This window comes from Mesobacillus zeae (genome assembly GCF_003570705.1).
GTDB lineage: Bacteria > Bacillota > Bacilli > Bacillales > Cytobacillaceae > Mesobacillus_C > Mesobacillus_C zeae.
In genome coordinates, this window is the sequence record NZ_QWVT01000024.1 from 44528 (window position 1) to 63110 (window position 18583).

Below are 18583 nucleotides of genomic sequence, written 5' to 3' on the forward strand. Positions count from 1 at the left end.
CATGGGACGCAAACCTGTGGTTATCGGTGTGGCTGGCGGATCAGGCTCCGGAAAGACGAGCGTGACGAAAGCCATATACGAAAGCTTTAAAGGACATTCCATTATGATGCTCCAGCAGGACTATTATTACAAAGATCAAAGTCATCTTCCCATTGAAGAACGGCTGAAAACAAATTATGACCATCCTCTTGCCTTCGACAATGATTTGCTGATTGAGCATTTAGAGAAGCTGCTGAGATACGAAGCGATCGAAAAGCCTGTTTATGACTATACGATCCATACCCGCTCGCAGGAGATTATTCATGTTGAACCTAAAGACGTTATCATACTTGAAGGGATTCTCATCCTTGAGGATGACCGGTTGAGAGACCTTATGGATATTAAACTTTACGTCGACACTGATGCCGATTTGAGGATAATCCGCAGGCTTCTCCGCGATATCAAGGAAAGAGGCCGTTCAATGGATTCTGTAATCGAACAGTATGTCGGTGTTGTCAGGCCGATGCACAACCAGTTCATTGAACCGACCAAACGCTATGCAGATATCATTGTACCTGAAGGCGGACATAATCGTGTTGCCATCGATTTGATGGTAACAAAAATTCAAACAATTCTTGAACAAAAATCATTTTTATGACACAATAACATATAAATGCAAAAAGCAGAAACATAAGGAAAAAATGTCAGGAAATATTAATAATTTTCCTTCGTTTTCCACTTGCAATTCTGCCTTGTTTTTAATATGCTTTGCCCATGATCTAAAATCATCCAATATCGGGCTCGTTTGGAGGCCATTGGGAGCGCGCGGCCTTTTTTAGGACGCGCTCCTGTGTATTTTCAAATGCCTTACATAATACACTACGATCTTTGGGGAATTGTGAAGACTAGAAGGAGTGAAGGATTTTGGCTACTGAGAAAGTTTTTCCTATGACGATGGCCGGTAAACAAAAACTGGAACATGAATTGGAACAATTAAAGACAGTAAAGCGTAAAGAAGTGGTGGAAAGAATCAAGATTGCCCGCAGTTTTGGCGACCTATCCGAGAACTCGGAATACGATTCGGCAAAAGAAGAACAGGCATTTGTGGAAGGCCGGATTACCACGCTTGAAAATATGATCCGCAATGCAAAAATCATCGAAGAGGATGATTTGAAAAGCGACAGCGTTACGCTTGGCGTCTCAGTCACTTTTGTTGAGCTTCCTAATGGCGATGAAGAAACGTATACAATCGTCGGAAGCGCAGAAGCTGACCCATTAGAAGGGAAGATTTCAAACGATTCCCCGATTGCCAAAAGCCTTATGGGCAAAAAGGTAGGGGACTCAGTAACTGTTCAGACACCGGGCGGAGAAATGAATGTCCGCATTACCAGCATCAAATAATCGCATTAACACCCTGTTTGAAACAGAGCACCTTCGTCAACACTTTTGACGAGGTGTTTTTTTATGACTAGAAAAAGGATTGCTATTTGGCTTGGAATCACTCTAATTGGAATGGGAATTCTTATAGCGAGGCTTGCCCAGCTTCAGCTAATTGAAACCAAGTCCTTTTCAAAGCATGATATTAATCTTCTCGAGGAAAGTGCGGCACGAAGGATGCAAGAAATCGTAATCGACAATGGACGCGGTAACTTCATGGACCGGTCAGGAAAGCCTTTGTCCTATGAGACAGTGCCTGTCCTGATTTTGTTCCCGTTTCTTGAAAAGACCGATTGGCCTGCAGAGAAGGTCGCCGAGGCAATTGGGATTTCTGAAAGTGAACTGCGTCATACAATCGGTAAATCGGATAAACCTGTGGTGCTTGGCGGTAAGGATCCTTATGTCCTGACGGAAAAACAGATGGAAAAAGTCAATAAACTCGAAATTCCAGGTGTCATTTCGATGAAACGAAAGTACACCCCTTCCCCTCTTTATGCAGGGCAGCTGTTGGGGCTCACAAGTAGCAATGCCCAAGTTTTAAAAGAAAAGTACAAGGAAAAGGAATTCCCTGCTGGAACTTTGGTTGGGATATCGGGATTGCAGAAGAGTTTTGATGAATTTCTCCTTGGTGAAGGAAAGTCAAGGCTTGTTTACCATGTAGACGGACGGGGAGGCCCTCTGTTCGGGATTGATGTAAAATATTCAGAGCCAGCCAACCCTTTTTACCCTGTCAATATTGTCACAACAATAGATTCACGTTTTCAGCGGCTTGCTGAGCAACAGGCTGATAAGCATGGCATTAACAAAGGAGGAGTTGTCCTTCTTGATATCGAAACAAACAATATCCTTGCGATGGTTTCCCGGCCGAAAGTGAACAGGCAGTCCCCATTTGCCGACCAGGGAAGCCAGAATATGATGCTTAAACAGCAAATTCCTGGTTCTGTGTTTAAGACAGTTGTTGCAGCCGCCGCATTGGATAAGGGTCAGTTGGAAGGCAGGCTTTTTGACTGCAGCAAAAAAATCAACGGAAGCCCGGATAAAAAATATGATCACGGTACACTTGATTTTAACAAGAGCTTTGCCAGAAGCTGTAACAGAACTTTCGCTGATTTGGCAAAGGAGCTTCAGAAAGAGGATCCGCGGACGCTTGAGGAGTACGCCAAAAAGCTATCACTTACGGGAACCGTTGGATGGGAAGGCGGATTATTTCATACGGAAAACTTCCGTCAGCTGCCGGACGAGGATAAAGGCCGCGTTTTCCTTTCTGAACAGGCCAAAGAGGATCCGAACTATGCCGGCCTCTCAGGCATAGGCCAGCATGAAGTTAGGGTGACCCCGGTTTCAGTTGCCAACATGATGGCTGTGATTGCCCGTGGTGGAGATAAGCAGATGGTCAGGGCTGTAACATCCATTCAATACAAAAACGGAAGCAAAATGGCCGGTTTTCAATCGAAGAAACTTGATGGGGGGACAATATCACCGCTTACCGCTGAAAAGCTTCAATTTTTGCTCCGTCAGGTCGTCACTGACGAGTTGGGGACAGGGCAATGGTTCAAGGACCTTCCGATGACAGTCGCAGGCAAATCGGGAACTGCCGAAACGGGCGTATACAAAGGAAAAAAGCAACTTCATAATAAGTGGTTTGCAGGTTATTTCCCATATGAAAACCCGAGGTATGCCCTCGTCGCAGTTAACCTGGGCGTTTCCGAAGATGAAGGCGGAGTGAACCTGCTATTTTCAGATCTGGTAAAAGGGATTGGGAAGATTGAAAAAAAGGAGTAATGATGTAAAATCCTTCATGTTTTCGTCCAGTCATGGTAGAATGTTGGCATCCTTACATAGGGAGTGAAACACAGTGGGAAACAACTTTGATAACATGAGCGATGGTTCAAGGTCTGGAAAATTGGCGAAAAGGAAAAAGACCAATCTCGTTCTTAATGGCTTGATTGCCGTTGTGGTATTATTAATTATTTTTGTCTCAGGTAAGATTTTTTTTGGTGACAGCCAGAGCACTGCAAAGGATGATAATACAGCGACAGAAGCTGCTGACAAGAGTGCAGCTCCTTCTTCATCTAAAAAAGCCGGTTCTGGCGATTCGGAAGTCAAATCAGATAAGAATGTTGTAGAAAGCGTAACGGCGGACGACAATGATGAGGCCGTAAACGATGAAGACAAGGAAAAAGATAAAGATGAGAAAGAAAAATTGAAGGAAGAAAAAAAGAAAGAAAAGGATAAAGATAAAGATAAGACTGCGGAAGATGGAAACTGGGAGCCTGTAGGAACAGTTCAGGATGAGCATCCCTCAGCTGTATACGATAAAAATTCGGTTGATTGGCAGGAAATGCTGAAGGCAATTTCTTCGGCAACCGGAGTAGACTCTTCCAATATGACAGTCTTGTGGCTTGGTAACAATGGCGGGCCAAACAGCGCTGCCGGTACGATATCGGCAAATGATTCCGGAGAGAAGTACAAAGTGGAGATTGAGTGGGTCGATGGAAAAGGATGGAAGCCGGTCGGTGTCGAAGAACTTGGCGGCGGACAATAACAAGCTAAAAAAGTACCGGGGCGCTGGCAGGCGCTCCGGTTATTTTTTTGCCTTGAAATGGACAACTGCCGAAAAATATCTTCGTCCATCGCCGTCCACATGCATTTCATGGGAAACATGGTGGACGGAAAGCATGATGGCTTTGTTCACTTCGATTTGATTATTGATTTTTTTTTCAAGATCTTTTAAATCAATGCCCTCAAAAAACTCTACCTTATCTTCAATGATGTCAAAACTGAAATTCATAAGCTCCTCCTTTTTCCCTGTCTGTTATATTGTAGGGATTCGAGGAGGTGCCTGGCAACTTTTTATTGCATCTTTCAGAAAGATTTTGTAAAATTGGAACCGTACCTTTTTTTATTCATATTATACCAATAGGTATTTAAGTATTTAAAGGGGCGATCAGGATGGGGAAGGAATTTATCGAGCTATTCGAACAATGGGCTGGCTCTTATGATGACTCTGTCAATGGGCATGATCCCGAATATAAGGAAGTTTTTCGGAATTATGAAAATATATTGCAAGAAGTAGCAGCCAGGTCTGAAGGCAACGTCCTTGAATTCGGCCCTGGCACAGGAAACCTTACGGAGAGAATAGCGGGAAGAGGCATGAAAGTGACAGCGGTGGAACCTTCACCAGCCATGAGGGAGTTAGCTGTAGCAAAACTTGCTGGAAGAGCGGATGTTTTTGATGGGGACTTTTTTAACTATCCAGCGGGAACGTATGATACCCTTGTCAGCACCTATGCATTTCACCATTTGACTGATGCGGAAAAGACGAAGGCTATCGCAAGCTATGGAAACCTTCTTGCTCCAGGTGGTAAAATAGTTTTTGCGGATACGATGTACGAATCTGCGGCCGACCATCAAAAGGCCATTGCGGATGCGTTGTCAAAAGGTTACATCAACCTTGCAGAAGATTTGCAGCGGGAGTATTATACGACAATCCCAATCCTCAAGGACATTCTAGAGAACAATGGATTCACGGCTTTCTTTGAACGCTGCAATGACTTTGTTTGGATGATGACCGCCGAAAAAAAGTAGAGAGAGGTTTCACGCCATGAAAATAGCTATTATCGGTGCAATGGAAGAAGAAGTTACCCTATTAAGGGACAAAATTGAGAACCCAGTGACAGAAATAATCGGAGGGTGCGAATTCACAGCGGGAATACTGGAGGGTGCGGAGGTTGTTCTGCTCCGTTCCGGTATCGGGAAAGTGAATGCCGCAATGTCAACGGCTATCCTGCTGGAGCGCTTTAAGCCGGATTGTGTAATCAACACAGGGTCAGCAGGTGGGCTTAATCCCGAACTAAATGTGGGGGATGTCGTGATTTCCTCGGAAGTTCGCCACCATGATGTGGATGTAACTGCTTTTGGTTATGAGTACGGACAGGTTCCTCAGCTTCCAGCTGCGTTTGAGGCCAATAGCAGCCTTGTTGAGATTGCTGAATCGAGTGCCGAGGGTATCGAAGGCATCCAGGTCGTGAAAGGGCTGATTACGACAGGTGATTCGTTCATGAATGATCCGGAAAGGGTAGATTATATCCGGACAAAGTTCAACGGTCTTCAGGCTGTGGAAATGGAAGCAGCTGCAATCGCCCAGGTTGCTTACCAGTTCGGAATTCCATTTGTCATCATCCGTTCGCTGTCAGATATCGCTGGGAAAGAATCGGACGTATCTTTTGAAGCATTCCTGGCAACTGCGGCGAAAAACTCTGCAGGACTTGTCGTAAAAATGGTCAATGCATTGAAAAAATAAAACTTTTACCGGGGAGGCAGCAATTTGCATATTTTTAAAAGCATTCACGAACTGATAGGAAATACCCCTATCCTGGAATTGTCCCAGTTCGTCCTTCCCAAAGAAGTCAGGCTGTTCGCAAAGCTGGAGTTTATGAATCCTGGTGGAAGCGTCAAGGATAGGCTTGGACAGGAACTGCTGGAATCAGCCCTTCAAACCGGGAAGCTGAAACCTGGTGGCACGATCATTGAACCGACTGCCGGAAATACGGGAATAGGTCTTGCGCTGGCGGCCATTAACAGAGGGATTAATGTTGTTTTTTGTGTGCCGGAAAAATTCAGCATGGAAAAACAGCAGCTGATGAAGGCGCTTGGTGCAAGAGTGATCAATACACCAACAGAAGCAGGCATGAAAGGTGCCATCAAAAAGGCAGAGGAACTGCTTGCCAGTGTTCAGGATTCCTACTGCCCTCAGCAGTTTGCCAACCCTGCCAACCCTGATGCTTATTACAAAACACTGGGACCGGAGCTTTGGACACAGCTAGACGAAAAAATAGATGTTTTCGTGGCTGGCGCTGGAACTGGCGGCACGTTCATGGGAACAGCACGTTACTTGAAAGACAAGAACCCTGGCATCAAGACGGTAATAGTCGAGCCAGAGGGATCTATATTGAACGGAGGGGCACCGGGCCCCCATCGTACAGAAGGAATTGGGATGGAATTTCTTCCGGGCTTTATGGACGCAGCCTACTTCGACTCCATCCATACAGTATCAGATGAAGATGCCTTCAGGCTTGTAAGAGAAGCTGCGGCGAAGGAAGGAATGCTTATAGGCAGTTCTTCTGGAGCAGCGCTCTATGCGGCGTTGAGGGAAGCCGGGGAGGCGGCTGAGGGGACGAATATTGTCGTCATCCTGCCTGATAGCAGCGAAAGGTATCTCAGCAACAATATTTACGAGGGGGAATTGGGATGAAACGGAAAACAAAATTAATCCATGGCGGAATTTCGGGCGATCCCCACACAGGTGCCGTTAACGTTCCGATCTACCAGGTCAGCACATATAAGCAGGAGGAGGCGGGGGTTCACAAGGGGTTTGAATACTCCCGCACAGGCAATCCGACCCGCCATGCCCTTGAAGAACTGATTAAAGACCTCGAAGGCGGTGAAGCGGGGTTTGCTTTCGGATCGGGAATGGCGGCGATCACAGCCGTTGTGATGCTCCTTGACAGCGGTGATCACGTCATTATGACAGATGATGTGTACGGGGGGACTTTCCGCGTCATGTCAAAAGTGCTGAATCGCTTTGGCATTGAAAGCACATTTGTTGATACAAGCAATCTTGACAATATCACAGCAAGCATGAAACCGAATACAAAGATGCTGTACCTGGAGACTCCTACCAACCCTCTGCTGAAAATCACTGACATAGAAGCTGCGGTGCTTGAAGCAAAGCAGCATGGGCTTCTGACGGTTGTTGATAATACTTTTTCAACTCCTTACTGGCAGACCCCACTCGTACAGGGGGCTGATATCGTCCTTCACAGTGCCACAAAATATATTGGCGGGCACAGCGATGTTGTAGCAGGTCTCGTTGTTGTAAACAGCAATAAGCTGGCAGAAGATCTTCACTTTATCCAAAACTCTACTGGAGGGGTTCTTGGGCCGCAGGATTCATGGCTCCTCATGCGAGGAATCAAAACGCTCGGCATTCGGATGGAAGAGCATGAAAGCAACACGAAAAGAATTGTGGAATTTCTCACCGGAATTTCTGCAATCGGGAATGTTTTTTATCCCGGGCTTGAGTCACACCCAAATCATGAAATCGCGAAGAAGCAGTCACGCGGCTTTGGAGGAATGGTTTCCTTTGACGTGGGGAGCAGAGAAAAGGCTGACAAACTTCTTAGCAGGTTGAAGTACTTTACCCTTGCCGAGAGCCTTGGCGCCGTCGAAAGCCTGATCTCGGTGCCAGCACGAATGACCCATGCATCCATCCCGGCTGAAAGAAGGGCAGAACTCGGCATAACCGATGGCCTTGTCAGGATTTCGGTTGGACTGGAAGATGCTGAAGACTTAATTGAAGATCTTGCCCAGGGGTTAAGATAACGTTATTTTCGATTTAATTTACAGTAGAAGCAATCTCCAAAATTTGGAGATTGCTTCTTTTTACTTTTGTCACAATTTACATCTTCTCCCTAGACAGTATTATGCTAAATTTAAAAGGTGGTTTCTTACTGTGATAATAAGACGAATACTTGATAGATTGTGAGAGAGGTGCTAAATAAGATGAATGTGAAAAAGATATATGAAAAAATGGTGGATTATAGGCAATTTGGAGTTGTTCTGCTTGCTGCGGGATCCTTCTTTTTCATGGGGCTGATTATTCCTTTCGAAAAAACAGCCGGTGATCTAAACCTTGTGGCAGGAGCATCGCTCGGATTTTTGCTGCTTTCGGCATTGCTTTTAACTCTGTCTAAAGGCTGCCGAAACAAACTGGTTGAAACAGAGGAAGGCCAGGAATATTTGATGAAAAAATAAACGCCCTTTATGGGTGTTTTTTTTATACCAGTATAATTTTGACGAAAGATTTAGAAAATTAGGTGGAAAAAGGGGTTTACAAACAGGGTGGCTGTGGATATAATTACCACTATAGCTAATAAATTCTGCAAAGGGAGGTCGAATCAGATGATCAGTGTATCTATTTCAAAAGCCAAGGCAACAATGAATATCGGTTTAAATATCGCGCATTCGACCGGACCGGAATGGATAGCTTAAGATTTCTTTTTTGAACTCTTCATATCCATGCCGCAGGGAGAATCGTACCCTGCGGCATTTCTATGCCTTTTTAGCACCGCAGGGAACAACTTTCCTGCGGTTTTTTGCGTTTTGGATATGTATTTGAAAGGAGGTGGGAATATGACACTCAATATCGTCTTTTTTACGATCACAATCAAAAAGCGTGAGGCTACCCGTGAGGAAGTTTTTCACGAGGAGATGGTCAAGGAACTGTTTGAAGAAACCAGGGAAAAACAGGTCAGAATGATGAATCAAATCTAGATGATGTTTTTAAAACTAAAGGAAGGGTGGTAATGACAATGAACTTTAGAATTCAAGGACGGAAAAATTTCCTGTATGCGGAGAAAGACTCCACATAATCATGCTGTGGGAGGGATAGCTGTGTTACTGCGCGTGCTGCTATTGACGCTTGTCTTTAGGATAAGGAAGAAAAATTCAAATCTGATTAAATGATGTAACAAAATGTTCACAATCAGTGACTTTTGTCACCCTGATAGTGTGGTAAATTAAAATCAAATCAGGGTGGGAAAAGGGGTGTGAGACGATGTTTTTAATCGTTATGGCTCTCGTCGTTGTCGGAGCAATCGGCAGCATCATCGCCGCAGAGGTAAGCGTGGAATAGTTAAATATCATTTTTTGGGGCACCAGCCAGCAGGCTGGTGTTTTTATTTTGACAAGGCAGCAAGTTTTTTTTCAGTATCGCAGGAATAGAATATTAGGAAGTCTTATGGGGATTTTTACAATATGAAAGTTTTCTTGGGACATACACAAACGCCTTTTGCACCTCATAGGATTGTTTTATAGGCGAATGACCTAATAAACGGGGGTGGAAGGGTGTCCGGAATACTGACAGCGCTAGGCTATTTAGTGAAGGAATTTATTTTTCTTGTTTCTTATGTAAAAAACAATGCGTTTCCCCAACCGTTATCGGCGGCCGATGAGCGGAAATACTTAGGTTTGATGGCTGGCGGCGACGCTGATGCGCGCAATAAGCTGATTGAGCACAATTTACGGCTTGTTGCCCATATCGTCAAAAAATTCGAAAACACCGGTGAAGATTCGGAGGATTTGATCTCCATCGGAACAATCGGTTTGATCAAAGCGATTGAAAGTTTCTCAGAAGGCAAGGGAACGAAGCTTGCCACCTATGCCGCACGTTGTATAGAAAATGAAATACTTATGCATTTACGCGCTCTGAAGAAGACAAAAAAAGATGTCTCGCTCCATGATCCGATCGGCCAGGACAAAGAAGGAAATGAAATTTCGCTCATCGATGTCCTGAAATCTGAATCTGAAGATGTTGTAGACACCATCCAGTTGAACATGGAGCTTGAAAAAGTAAAGCAGTATATCGACGTTCTTGATGACAGGGAAAAGGAAGTGATCGTCGGGAGGTTTGGCCTCGACTTGAAGAAAGAAAAGACGCAACGTGAGATTGCCAAGGAGCTTGGTATCTCAAGAAGCTATGTTTCGAGGATTGAGAAGCGGGCCCTCATGAAAATGTTCCACGAATTTTACCGTGCCGAGAAAGAGAAAAAGAAGAAGCGCTCTTAGTTTTTGTACGATCTTCCATATAGTCATGCACCCATAAGCTATAAGCGAATAGTTATACTCCGAGAATCAGTTTGATTGGGTGGGTGGCTTATGGCTTATCCAAATCATTTGGCGTGGCATGAAACAATGGAGCTTCACGAGCTTGTCGCATTTCAAACGATTGTTCTTCGAAAATTGAAAATGAATATTGGGAAGATCAATGATCCCGAGCTTCAAAAAATATATCAATTTGCCATTGGTGCACTGGAAAGCAACTTGAGAGATTTATTGAGATTTTATCCGCATGCAGCCGTTATTAGCCATGGAAAGCGGGCAGAAGCGGGATTTTATGCAGGGGACATTCTTGGAGCTGCAAAAATTTCCGTGAGAACGATTGCCCTTACAGAAACAGCGACCCCAGCATTGCGGGAAGTGCTGAAGCAGCATCTTAATACTGCAGTAGACTGGCACGCCATGATTTTTAACTATATGTATCAAAGAGGTCTCTACCCTGCTTATAATTAGCAGGCTCTATCGGAAAACGACGTAAAAAATGCCCAGAAGGCCATCAACAAATAATGCTTATGAAAAGGGCGCCATCACCTTGCTTGTTAAGCTTGGGAAATGGCGCTCTTTTTTATGTTTCAGAGTTTCTCAATTTGGTGGATTTTAGAAGTCTGGGCATCTTTGAAAATAAAAAAATCCGCACTCGACATGAGCGCGGAAAAATTAAGGCATTTATTTATGGAGAATATCATCTTGCATGGTTGTCAGCTTTTCTAGCACTTGCCCGATGTCTTCTTCGGGTACACTGAATTCCCTCAATGCTGCTGCGAGGTGTGTCGCAATGCTGCCGAAGTGTTCTTCGTTGAGGTTCATTCCTTCATGGGCTTTTGCCATGCTTTTACCGGAGTACTGATTCGGACCTCCGAGGACCCAGCTGATGAATAAAGATTGATGCCTGCGCTGCTTCTCCATATCGGTATCCGTGAAAAAAGTGTTAACGGTAGGGTCGGCGAGCACTTTTTCATAAAATACATCCACTACCTTGCTGACTGCTTCCTGGCCGCCAATTTTTTCGTATAAATTCTCCATCTTTATTTCCTCCTTTAAAATGGTTTGCTTTCACTTTACCCTTAACACACCTGAAAAATAACACACCCCTGACAAGAATGTCATTCCTGCGGCTTTCCAAGCCACTTATATCCTGTTCCCCAAACTGTTTTTAAATACTCATCGGCAGGAAATCCAGCCTTCCTCAGCTTGTCCCTTAAGTTCCGGACATGGGAATCGACTGTGCGGTCCTCCGTTGACACATCATACCCCCAAATAACGGTTATCAAATGTTCACGTGTAAATACTTTTTCCTTGTGTTCCAGGAACAGCGCGATCAACGAGAATTCTTTAGGCGTCAGCGCGATCGCTTGGCCCTCGTACCGGAGCACATGAGATTCAAGGCTGAGAGATAGCCCGTTAAAATTGGACGAGGTCTCTGCACCCTTTTGTCTTCTTAACACAGCTTCTATCCTGGCCAGCAATTCATCTTCATCAAACGGCTTGGTGACATAATCATCTGCGCCCATTTTGAATCCTTTGACCACATCCGGCTTTTCGGTTCTTGCGGTAAGCATGATGATAGGCGTATCCCACTTTTTCCGAATCTCCCTGCAAAGTTCCCAGCCATCCATTTCTGGCATCATCACATCGAGCAAAACGAGGTCTGCACCGTAGTCTTCAAGATACTTAACTGCCTCCAGTGCAGAAGTTTTTTTGACACAACGGTAGCCGTTTGGAGAAAGATAGAGAGATAAAAGGTCCAGCATCCTTGCTTCATCATCGACAAGAAGAATCGTAGTCATGCATAAATCTCCTTTGGAAAATTTCATTTGCTGTTATATTTAAAGCGAATGGAGATAAAAAATAGTGACGGTACTGCTTCAAATGTTATAATATCACTCATGGAATCAAAATGTTTTCGCTAAGCATCCAGATAGTAGGATAATGATGCTACTTAAATACAATCGGAGGTTTTTTCGTTGCGGCAAGGAATATACCGTTTGTTCATTGAATTGACGAATAGAAAGTGGTCCTCGCTCCTCCTTGGAAGGTTCGCTCGATCGGCCGCAAGCAAGAGGCTTATTCCATCTTTCGCTAAGGTCTATCATATCAACCAGGCGGAGATGGAAAAAGAATTGAATCAATACGGGTCACTTCATGAATTTTTTACAAGAAGGCTCAAAACAGATGCCAGGGCAATAGAAGCGGAGCCATTAGCTGTTGTAAGCCCTGTGGATGCAGTTCTTGAAGATATCGGGCCAATCGAACCAACCCATGAAATATACGTAAAAGGTAAGGTGTATTCGATTGCAGAGATGCTTGGGGGAGAGGAAGCCGCCATGCGCTACGCAGGCGGTACCTATATGGTTCTCTATCTTAGTCCAAGCCATTATCATCGAATCCATAGCCCTGTTTCCGGGAAAATCAGCAAACAATGGACACTTGGAACTCGTTCCTACCCTGTAAACCGTCTCGGGCTGAAGTATGGCAAAGATACCCTTGCTAAGAATTTCAGGACCATTACTGAAATGGAGCATGCGCATGGTCGGATTGTAGTTGTCAAAGTAGGCGCAATGTTTGTCAATTCAATCGAGGCAGTCCATAAAGGCGACACGCTTGAAAAAGGTGAAGAGATGGCATATTTTACGTTCGGCTCAACTGTCGTCCTTCTGTTTGAAAAAGACACGTTTGTAACAACAGGGAAACTGAAACTTCCACTTCCAATAAAAATGGGTGAAAAGCTAGGCTTCCTAAAGCCATAAGTAAGAAAAGCGAAAGCGCCCGTTAATGCGCGATAAAGGAAACACGAAAAGCGAAAGCGCCCATTAAGCGGCGTATGAGCTGGAGCGTTAAGGATTGAAACGAAAGAGTAAATGCTATCCTATAAAAAGAAAACGCCTTCTAGGCGTAGAGGTTTTAGGAAGTATATCTGATTTTATGAGATAATGAACGTCTCTGGATTTCCGACTCAATAAGGCGTATAAAATCAAGGTTTAAGTTTAGTTCTCTTGCTTTATAATATGACTCAATCAACAGGTCATCAGAAAGCTTTCGCATACCAGCCATTCACCCCCAAACTAAAGTCGTACAACTGTTGTCGTATACATGAAATGGTAAGCTAATAAGTTGTACCCATACTCTATCAAAATTAAACGAATAGAACAACTGTTCTTTTATCCACAGAAGGCCGTGGATAACCTGTGATTAGTTTGTTCATAATTGGGAAAATACTAAACAATTCACTCTTTAAAATGTGAATAAAGTTATCCACAGGAAGAGGGTAGCGAACTTTTTGTCGAAAAATTTATTTCTCGGAAAATTCATGAAAACAAACCTTTTGTGGCGCATGATGATTGCTTTGAAACAAGCGCCAAAATTGGTATGATGATAACGGTGCAACAGGAATCTTTTTAATGAGGTGTAATGACATTGCTAAAGCATTTTTTGCCTGACCAGCATGTGAAAAGTATATTTGAGATCACGCCGGAAAGTTTAAAAGAAAAAGGGATAAAAGGGATCATCACCGATCTTGACAACACACTTGTCGAATGGGACCGACCATCCGCGACACCGAAATTGATAGGCTGGTTTGAAGAAATAAAACTGAGTGGTATCCAGGTTACTATTGTTTCAAATAATAGTGAAAACCGGGTTAAGTTCTTTTCGGATCCGCTTGGCATCCCCTATATTTTTCAGGCGAGAAAACCTATGCGCAGAGCATTCCACAGGGCAATCAAGGAAATGGGCCTGAAAAGAGAAGAAACTGTGGTAATTGGGGACCAGCTTCTTACGGATGTCCTCGGCGGAAACCGCGGTGGATTCCATACCATTCTTGTCGTGCCTGTTGCACAGACGGATGGCTACTGGACGAGGTTCAACCGGAAAATAGAAAGAAGGATTCTGAAGTCGTTCAGAAAACAAGGAAAGCTTAATTGGGAGGACTAAGTCTTGAGTGAACAACAAATGATCTGCACAGGATGCGGTGTGAAGATTCAAACAGGCGATATGGATGGTCTTGGCTATGCACCTCCATCGTCCCTGGAAAAAGAAGTAATTGTCTGCCAACGATGCTTCCGTCTAAAACACTATAATGAAGTCCAGGATGTCAGCCTAACAGATGACGATTTCCTGAAAATCTTGAATGGAATTGGTACAAAAGATGCGCTGATTGTCAAGATTATTGATATTTTTGATTTCAATGGGAGCTGGCTCCCGGGAATCCAGCGTTTTGCGGGGAAAAATCCAGTCATCTTGATTGGAAATAAAGCTGATATTCTTCCGAAGTCTGTCAAACAGAATAAGGTAATTGACTGGATGAAGAAGGAAGCAAAAGAAAACGGGCTTGTTGCAAAAGATGTATTTCTTGTCAGCGCCTCAAGAGGGCATAATATGAGGGAAGCAGCAGAAATGATTGACAAATACCGGAACGGCAAGGATGTATTTGTTGTCGGCTGTACGAATGTGGGAAAATCAACGTTTATTAACCGGATTATCAAGGAAGTAACTGGGGAAGGCGACGTGATTACCACTTCACACTTTCCGGGAACGACGCTCGATATTATAGAAATCCCTCTTGATGACGGGAAGTCTCTCACTGATACTCCGGGAATCATTAACCACCATCAAATGGCTCATTATATTGATAAGAGGGATTTAAAAATCATTACGCCTAAAAAAGAGATCAAGCCGAGGGTATTTCAGCTGAATGAACAGCAAACGCTGTTTTTCGGCGGTCTTGCAAGATTTGATTATCTTTCCGGAGGAAGAAAATCATTTACCTGCTATTTATCAAACGAACTTGCGATTCACCGTACGAAGCTTGAGAACGCGGATTCGCTCTATGAAAAGCACGCAGGGGAAATGCTGACACCTCCAAGGCCTGAACAGCTTGGAGATTTTCCTGAACTCGTCAGGCACGAATTTACCATCAAGCAAGCAAAGACAGATGTTGTTTTTTCAGGTCTGGGCTGGGTTACGGTCAATGACCCGGGAACAATCATCGCTGCACATGTTCCAAAAGGGGTACAAGTCCTCTTAAGAAAATCACTAATTTAGGGGGATAAAGTGTTGAAAAAGCTGTACGGGGTGATCGGTGATCCGATTGCCCATTCTATGTCGCCAGTCATGCACAACGACTTGTTCAGCTTCTATAACATTGACGCACACTATTTTCCCTTCAAGGTTAGCGAGAGAAATCTCCGGGAGACTGTGTTGGGATTCAAAGCCATCGGTGCAGGAGGATTCAATGTCACCATTCCGCACAAAACAAGAGTGATGGATTGTCTTGACAGGATCGATCCCCTTGCCGAAAGTATTGGTGCAGTGAATACAGTGGTGGCGGAAAATGGGGAGCTGACAGGCTATAACACAGACGGTCCAGGGTTTGTCAGGGGTCTGGAAGAGCAACTCTCTGACCTTACCGGCAAAAAGACGCTTATCATTGGTGCTGGCGGAGCTGCCAAAGGGATTTACTATTCCCTTGCAAAGGCAGGCGTCAATGAAATCGACATTTGCAACAGGACGCTAATAAAAGCAGAGGAAATGGCTTCCGCTTGTCCGTTTGATGTAAATTCAACGATCCTGGAACCCAACAGCGCTGAACTTAAAATGGGGGAGTATGAGCTTGTGATCCAGACGACATCCATAGGCATGAGCCCTAAAACGGGTGTCACGCCTCTCTCCCTTGACAGGCTGCAACCAGGAAGCTTTGTCAGCGATATTATATATAATCCATCCGCCACTGCCTTTCTTGCAGAAGCAATAAGCAAGGGGGCCGGGGTACAGAACGGGCTTGATATGTTTGTCTACCAGGGGGCTCTTGCGTTTGAGAAGTGGACAGGGATTTTCCCGGATACTGTAAGGATGAAAAACAATGTTATGAACCAACTAGGAGGACCATCATGTTAACAGGTAAACAAAAGCGTTTTTTAAGATCGAAAGCCCACAATCTCAGCCCTATTTTTCAAGTCGGCAAAGGCGGGGTAAATGAAAATATGGTAAGCCAGATTGCTGATGCGCTTGAAGCACGTGAGTTGATTAAAGTCAGTATCCTGCAGAATTGCGATGAAGACAGGGACACTGTCGCAGCGCATATTTCCAAAGGGGCCGGCGCTGAGCTTGCCCAGGTAATCGGAAATACAATTGTCCTTTATAAAGAATCGAGGGAAAACAAGCAGCTTGAACTACCTCGCTCTTAGGATGGAGGTGCACATTTGCGAAGAATTGGCATACTTGGTGGCACTTTTAACCCGCCCCATACAGGCCATCTCGTCATTGCCAATGAAGTATTAAGTATGATTGGCTTGGACAAAGTTTGGTTTATGCCCAACCAGGAGCCGCCGCACAAAACAATGGCAGGGAACACAACGAGTAAAGACCGCTTGGCGATGCTGAAACTTGCCATCGAGGGAAATCCCGGTTTTTGTATCGAGACGATCGAACTCGAGAGAAAAGGGCCTTCCTATACACATGAAACCATGAAGGTTTTGAGTGAAAGACACCCTGATTGCGAGTTTTATTTCATTATTGGTGCGGATATGGTTGAATATCTTCCAAAGTGGAAGAATATTGATGAACTTGTGGAACTCGTGAAATTCGTTGGGATAAACAGGCCTTCCTACCGCAGAGAAACACAGTATGACATCCAATCTGTGAACACACCCTTGATTGATATTTCATCAAGCGATATCAGAAAGCGGCTGAAAGAGAAAAGGACCGTCCGCTACCTTATCCCGGAACCTGTCAGAAGGTATATAGAGGAGAATGGTTTATATGATTCGTGAAACAGCACTCGCGCTTGTAAAGGAACAGCTGACAGAGCATCGCTACAAGCATACTATCGGCGTGATGGAAACGGCCATCAAGCTTGCGGAAAAGTACGGTGCTGACTGTCAAAAGGCTGAACTTGCAGCAATATTCCATGATTATGCCAAGTTCCGCCCAAAAGATGAAATGAACAAAGTAATTCTTGAGCAGTCTATGCCAAAAGAGCTGCTGAATTTTAACAGTGAACTATGGCATGCGCCTGTAGGAGCTTACCTTGTTGAAAAAGAAGCCGGTATTTCGGACAGGGAAATACTTGATGCTATTCGGTATCATACTTCCGGAAGGCCCGGCATGACACTTCTTGAAAAAATTGTGTATCTTGCCGATTACATCGAGCCCGGAAGGCATTTTCCAGGGGTCGAGGATGTCAGGCAACTGGCGGAATCTGATCTTGATGGTGCTTTGATCCAGGCAATGAAAAATACGATTTCATTCTTGATGAAAAAAAACCAGCCAGTATATCCCGATACATTTCATACTTATAACAGTCTTATACAATCTGGGAGGATTGATTGAATGAAGGAACGCCAATTGCTAGAGACGGCAGTGAAAGCTGCAGATGACAAAAGGGCCGAGGATATTTTGGTCCTGAACATGAAAGGGATTTCCCTTGTTTCCGACTATTTCATCATTTGTCACGGTAATTCTGATAGGCAGGTGCAGGCAATTGCCCGCGAGATTAAGGAAAAAGCCGAAGAACTTGGCTATACAATCAAACGGATGGAGGGCTTTGAAGAAGCACGATGGATCCTGATAGACATTGGTGATGTTGTTGTCCATGTCTTCCACCGTGACGAAAGAGGCTATTACAATCTTGAAAGGCTGTGGGGAGATGCTCCGCAGGAACGAGTCGGTCAATGAGTTATGCCGGTTTCGCCTATCTCTATGATGAACTGATGGACGATGTTCCATATGGAGACTGGGTTAAATGGACAGAGTGTGCAGCTGCGCAGCATAAGGCTGAAGGAAAGCGCCTGCTCGAAATTGCCTGCGGTACCGGAGAGCTTTCCGTCCGGTTTGCAGAAGCCGGATATACGGTTACCGGATTGGATTTGTCTGAAGATATGCTTGCCGTTGCAAGGAGCAAAGCTGATGAGTCAGGGTATAATATCCCTTTTTATAGGCAGGATATGTCAGAGATGGAAGGGCTCGGCGAATTTGATGTTGCCGTTATTTTTTGTGATTCTTTGAATTATCTGGAAAGTGAAGAACAAGTCCTTAAGACCTTTGAAGGCGCCTTCGTTCATCTGAAAAAGGGCGGCCTGCTATTATTTGATGTACATTCTGTTTTTAAAATGAATCATATTTTTGCAGACAGTACTTTTACCCTGAATGATGAGCATATTTCTTATATATGGAACAGCTTCCAGGGTGAATTTCCTGACAGTGTTGAGCATGAACTTACTTTTTTCGTACAGGATGAAAAGACAGGGCTTTACAGAAGGCTGGATGAAAGCCATTTTCAGCGAACCTATTCCCCCGAAAATTACTGTAAGCTGCTGGAAAAGGCGGGATTCAATGTCTTTTCTGTTACAGCTGATTTTAAGGCTGAATCTCCAAGTGAGTGTTCGGAACGGATATTCTTTGCTGCCGGGAAGCCATCTGCTTAAGTGGAAAACTGGAGGCGTCAGTTTGCCGACTTTTATATGGTGATTTTGCCGCAGCTCTTTCGGGCTGC

At 44.4% G+C, this 18583-nt stretch carries 26 protein-coding genes; 21 read left to right on the forward strand and 5 right to left on the reverse strand.

Going from position 1 to position 18583, the window contains the following annotated elements; all coding sequences use genetic code 11:
* Position 1: 1 nt before the first annotated feature.
* From udk to D1970_RS14205, 4 genes are all read left to right on the forward strand, one after another.
* Positions 2-637, forward strand: coding sequence for a uridine kinase (udk, locus tag D1970_RS14190; RefSeq protein WP_119113533.1), 636 nt, complete (start codon positions 2-4; stop codon positions 635-637).
* A 266-nt stretch (positions 638-903) separates the two neighbouring features.
* Positions 904-1380 carry a transcription elongation factor GreA gene (greA, locus tag D1970_RS14195; RefSeq protein WP_119113534.1) on the forward strand — a complete coding sequence of 159 codons (477 nt, stop codon included), beginning with the start codon at positions 904-906 and terminating at the stop codon, positions 1378-1380.
* 63 nt (positions 1381-1443) lie between these two features.
* Complete coding sequence (locus tag D1970_RS14200; RefSeq protein ID WP_119113535.1) at positions 1444-3198, forward strand: peptidoglycan D,D-transpeptidase FtsI family protein; 1755 nt, start codon at positions 1444-1446, stop codon at positions 3196-3198.
* 73 nt (positions 3199-3271) lie between these two features.
* Positions 3272-3961 (forward strand): DUF1510 family protein, encoded by a 690-nt coding sequence (locus D1970_RS14205; RefSeq protein WP_259339671.1) that lies wholly within the window; start codon positions 3272-3274, stop codon positions 3959-3961.
* 39 nt (positions 3962-4000) lie between these two features.
* On the opposite strand, the gene D1970_RS14210 is transcribed toward D1970_RS14205, so the two are convergent.
* Complete coding sequence (locus tag D1970_RS14210) at positions 4001-4207, reverse strand: YrzA family protein (protein ID WP_119113536.1); 207 nt, start codon at positions 4205-4207, stop codon at positions 4001-4003.
* Between the two features lie 161 nt (positions 4208-4368).
* On the opposite strand from D1970_RS14210, the gene D1970_RS14215 reads away from it, so the two are divergent.
* From D1970_RS14215 to D1970_RS14240, 6 genes are all read left to right on the forward strand, one after another.
* A complete protein-coding gene (locus D1970_RS14215) occupies positions 4369-5004 on the forward strand; it encodes a class I SAM-dependent methyltransferase (RefSeq protein ID WP_119113537.1) in 636 nt (211 codons plus the stop codon).
* Between the two features lie 16 nt (positions 5005-5020).
* The gene (gene mtnN / locus D1970_RS14220; RefSeq protein WP_119113538.1) at positions 5021-5719 is read left to right on the forward strand and encodes a 5'-methylthioadenosine/S-adenosylhomocysteine nucleosidase; all 699 of its coding nucleotides are present in this window, start codon (positions 5021-5023) and stop codon (positions 5717-5719) included.
* Between the two features lie 24 nt (positions 5720-5743).
* On the forward strand, positions 5744-6670 hold the full coding sequence (locus D1970_RS14225) for a PLP-dependent cysteine synthase family protein (protein WP_119113539.1): 927 nt from the start codon (positions 5744-5746) through the stop codon (positions 6668-6670).
* The gene (locus D1970_RS14230; RefSeq protein ID WP_119113540.1) at positions 6667-7800 is read left to right on the forward strand and encodes a bifunctional cystathionine gamma-lyase/homocysteine desulfhydrase; all 1134 of its coding nucleotides are present in this window, start codon (positions 6667-6669) and stop codon (positions 7798-7800) included. Before D1970_RS14225 ends, D1970_RS14230 begins: the two co-directional genes overlap by 4 nt.
* Positions 7801-7980: 180 nt before the next feature.
* A complete protein-coding gene (locus D1970_RS14235; RefSeq protein WP_119113541.1) occupies positions 7981-8232 on the forward strand; it encodes a YrhC family protein in 252 nt (83 codons plus the stop codon).
* Positions 8233-8610: 378 nt separating this feature from the next.
* A complete protein-coding gene (locus D1970_RS14240; RefSeq protein WP_119113542.1) occupies positions 8611-8751 on the forward strand; it encodes a YrzI family small protein in 141 nt (46 codons plus the stop codon).
* Positions 8752-8925: 174 nt separating this feature from the next.
* Here D1970_RS14240 and D1970_RS22055 read toward each other — a convergent pair whose 3' ends face one another.
* Complete coding sequence (locus D1970_RS22055; protein ID WP_142921019.1) at positions 8926-9123, reverse strand: hypothetical protein; 198 nt, start codon at positions 9121-9123, stop codon at positions 8926-8928.
* A 201-nt stretch (positions 9124-9324) separates the two neighbouring features.
* Here D1970_RS22055 and sigK point away from each other — a divergent pair, with 201 nt between their 5' ends.
* Both sigK and D1970_RS14250 read left to right on the forward strand, forming a co-directional pair.
* The gene (gene sigK / locus D1970_RS14245) at positions 9325-10044 is read left to right on the forward strand and encodes an RNA polymerase sporulation sigma factor SigK (RefSeq protein WP_119113543.1); all 720 of its coding nucleotides are present in this window, start codon (positions 9325-9327) and stop codon (positions 10042-10044) included.
* Positions 10045-10134: 90 nt separating this feature from the next.
* Positions 10135-10548, forward strand: coding sequence for a spore coat protein (locus tag D1970_RS14250; protein WP_119113544.1), 414 nt, complete (start codon positions 10135-10137; stop codon positions 10546-10548).
* A gap of 213 nt (positions 10549-10761) precedes the next feature.
* Here D1970_RS14250 and D1970_RS14255 read toward each other — a convergent pair whose 3' ends face one another.
* Both D1970_RS14255 and D1970_RS14260 read right to left on the reverse strand, forming a co-directional pair.
* Positions 10762-11118 (reverse strand): group I truncated hemoglobin, encoded by a 357-nt coding sequence (locus D1970_RS14255; protein WP_119113545.1) that lies wholly within the window; start codon positions 11116-11118, stop codon positions 10762-10764.
* An 80-nt stretch (positions 11119-11198) separates the two neighbouring features.
* A complete protein-coding gene (locus tag D1970_RS14260) occupies positions 11199-11882 on the reverse strand; it encodes a response regulator transcription factor (protein ID WP_119113546.1) in 684 nt (227 codons plus the stop codon).
* A gap of 177 nt (positions 11883-12059) precedes the next feature.
* Here D1970_RS14260 and D1970_RS14265 point away from each other — a divergent pair, with 177 nt between their 5' ends.
* Complete coding sequence (locus D1970_RS14265) at positions 12060-12842, forward strand: phosphatidylserine decarboxylase (RefSeq protein WP_119113547.1); 783 nt, start codon at positions 12060-12062, stop codon at positions 12840-12842.
* Positions 12843-12996: 154 nt separating this feature from the next.
* On the opposite strand, the gene D1970_RS14270 is transcribed toward D1970_RS14265, so the two are convergent.
* A complete protein-coding gene (locus D1970_RS14270; protein WP_119113744.1) occupies positions 12997-13137 on the reverse strand; it encodes a sporulation histidine kinase inhibitor Sda in 141 nt (46 codons plus the stop codon).
* Between the two features lie 366 nt (positions 13138-13503).
* Here D1970_RS14270 and D1970_RS14275 point away from each other — a divergent pair, with 366 nt between their 5' ends.
* From D1970_RS14275 to D1970_RS14310, 8 genes are read left to right on the forward strand one after another with little or no spacing between them, the layout of a single operon-like run.
* Positions 13504-14025, forward strand: coding sequence for a YqeG family HAD IIIA-type phosphatase (locus D1970_RS14275; protein ID WP_181213202.1), 522 nt, complete (start codon positions 13504-13506; stop codon positions 14023-14025).
* 18 nt (positions 14026-14043) lie between these two features.
* On the forward strand, positions 14044-15135 hold the full coding sequence (gene yqeH, locus D1970_RS14280) for a ribosome biogenesis GTPase YqeH (protein ID WP_374978558.1): 1092 nt from the start codon (positions 14044-14046) through the stop codon (positions 15133-15135).
* Between the two features lie 12 nt (positions 15136-15147).
* The gene (gene aroE, locus D1970_RS14285; protein ID WP_119113549.1) at positions 15148-15987 is read left to right on the forward strand and encodes a shikimate dehydrogenase; all 840 of its coding nucleotides are present in this window, start codon (positions 15148-15150) and stop codon (positions 15985-15987) included.
* On the forward strand, positions 15981-16277 hold the full coding sequence (gene yhbY, locus D1970_RS14290) for a ribosome assembly RNA-binding protein YhbY (RefSeq protein WP_119113550.1): 297 nt from the start codon (positions 15981-15983) through the stop codon (positions 16275-16277). Before aroE ends, yhbY begins: the two co-directional genes overlap by 7 nt.
* A gap of 15 nt (positions 16278-16292) precedes the next feature.
* On the forward strand, positions 16293-16862 hold the full coding sequence (locus tag D1970_RS14295) for a nicotinate-nucleotide adenylyltransferase (protein WP_119113551.1): 570 nt from the start codon (positions 16293-16295) through the stop codon (positions 16860-16862).
* Complete coding sequence (yqeK, locus tag D1970_RS14300) at positions 16852-17421, forward strand: bis(5'-nucleosyl)-tetraphosphatase (symmetrical) YqeK (protein ID WP_119113552.1); 570 nt, start codon at positions 16852-16854, stop codon at positions 17419-17421. Before D1970_RS14295 ends, yqeK begins: the two co-directional genes overlap by 11 nt.
* Positions 17422-17766: a ribosome silencing factor gene (rsfS, locus tag D1970_RS14305; RefSeq protein WP_119113553.1), complete on the forward strand. Its 345-nt coding sequence runs from the start codon at positions 17422-17424 to the stop codon at positions 17764-17766.
* Entirely contained in the window at positions 17763-18515 is a 753-nt protein-coding gene (locus tag D1970_RS14310) for a class I SAM-dependent DNA methyltransferase (protein WP_119113554.1), read from the forward strand. Before rsfS ends, D1970_RS14310 begins: the two co-directional genes overlap by 4 nt.
* Positions 18516-18583: the final 68 nt, after the last annotated feature.